Annotated in this window: 2 protein-coding genes; both read right to left on the bottom strand. The window is 54.0% G+C overall.

The annotated features are described in order from the left end of the window. Positions 1 to 662, bottom strand: a 662-nt coding sequence (locus ACXRVY_RS29450) for a VOC family protein (protein ID WP_458239013.1), incomplete at its 3' end; no start/stop codon positions are given. Positions 663 to 760: 98 nt separating this feature from the next. Then, a partial coding sequence (locus ACXRVY_RS29445; RefSeq protein ID WP_458239012.1) for a fumarylacetoacetate hydrolase family protein occupies positions 761 to 1341 on the bottom strand: 581 nt, incomplete at its 5' end.

The following is a 1341-nucleotide window of genomic DNA, read 5'->3' as shown; positions in this document are numbered from 1 at the left end:
CCCATATGGAAGGTAAAATGCTCGCATCCCTGCAAATGCGGCGGGGTTTGAATGAAGAAAAGGGTATGGTGATCGAAAGTACCCGCAGGACGCAGGAATGGGCCCATTCCGACGAATTTGTCTGTGAGTTTGAAGCCCAGACGATCCGCATAGAAGCGCTCGGCCTTCTCGGCATCAGGAACGAAATAGACAACGTGGGAGAGCGTTCGTGGCTTGGGAGCGAGCTCGGAACTGTCATCTACACCGGTCTTGTTCGCAGGACGGTGAATATCTCCAGGCGCGTTTACACGCTCGGCGGCCAGTTTATGCGGCTTTCTGATCGAGACTTGGAAGCCCAGAGAGAATCCGAGATCGTCCACTAACTCCAGCGAACCATCGGCCAAAACCTTGACTTCACGCTCGCCCTCAAACTCCTTCTGGATGCTCTCGAGAGTCGCGATGTCTTTTACGCCGTACACTGTCTTGCGCAACATGTTTGCAGTCGGCAAATTCCAGGCAGGTAAAGCCGGATCGTCACGATGCTTGATGACTACACCAGTTCCATCTAATGCCTCAAAGCGTCCGCCCCCTACCGGCTCAAGACCGTAATCCTCCAGGAAGCGCTCGCAGAGCGCGACATCGTCAACACCAAAATACARAGTGTCCGGGCCAAGGATGTTCATTTCAACACCTATCAAAGAATGCGTTTTTGTTTTATCAGGCCCGTACTTTTGCGCCCGGGCCTGAGATCTCTGATGCGCGCGTGAATTTCAAATACACGTCACATGAATGGCTTGCGTTCTTCGGGCCACCAAAGACCCGAGATAGGTTGCCCCATTGTGTTGCGCAGGGTTCCGACCCCCTCAACAATCATTTCGACGACATCACCTGGCTGGAGCTTACGATCAAGCTCCAAAGCTGAACCACCGCCCATGGTACCCGAACCGATCACATCGCCAGGCACGATGGCTTCACCAAGGCTGGCCCAGGCAATGAGCTCGCCAATCGTCCACAGCTTATTGGAGCTGTCACCTTTGCCCCAAGTCTCSCCATTGACGCGAACTTCCATGCCGATCCGGTCCAGGTCTTTGAATTCATCTACGGTGGTAATCCAAGGCCCGATACCGTAGGCGAAATCTTTACACTTGGTGGGGCCCATCCCAATCGGCATTTCGACTGCCTGACAATCGCGGGCACTGAAATCGTTGAAGATGGTGATACCAAACAGGTGATCAAGCGCGTTATCAGGACGCAGACTTTCTCCACGCTTTCCGATGACGTAGCCAAGCTCCAGCTCGTAGTCCATGTGCTGGATGTATCCTGGCCACGGAACTTCCGCCTCATGCCCAATGACCGTATGCG

This window comes from Pseudomonas sp. P5_A2_2 (genome assembly GCF_054177685.1).
Note: the sequence above shows the minus strand (reverse complement) of the source record. Positions and strands in the feature narration are given on the sequence as shown.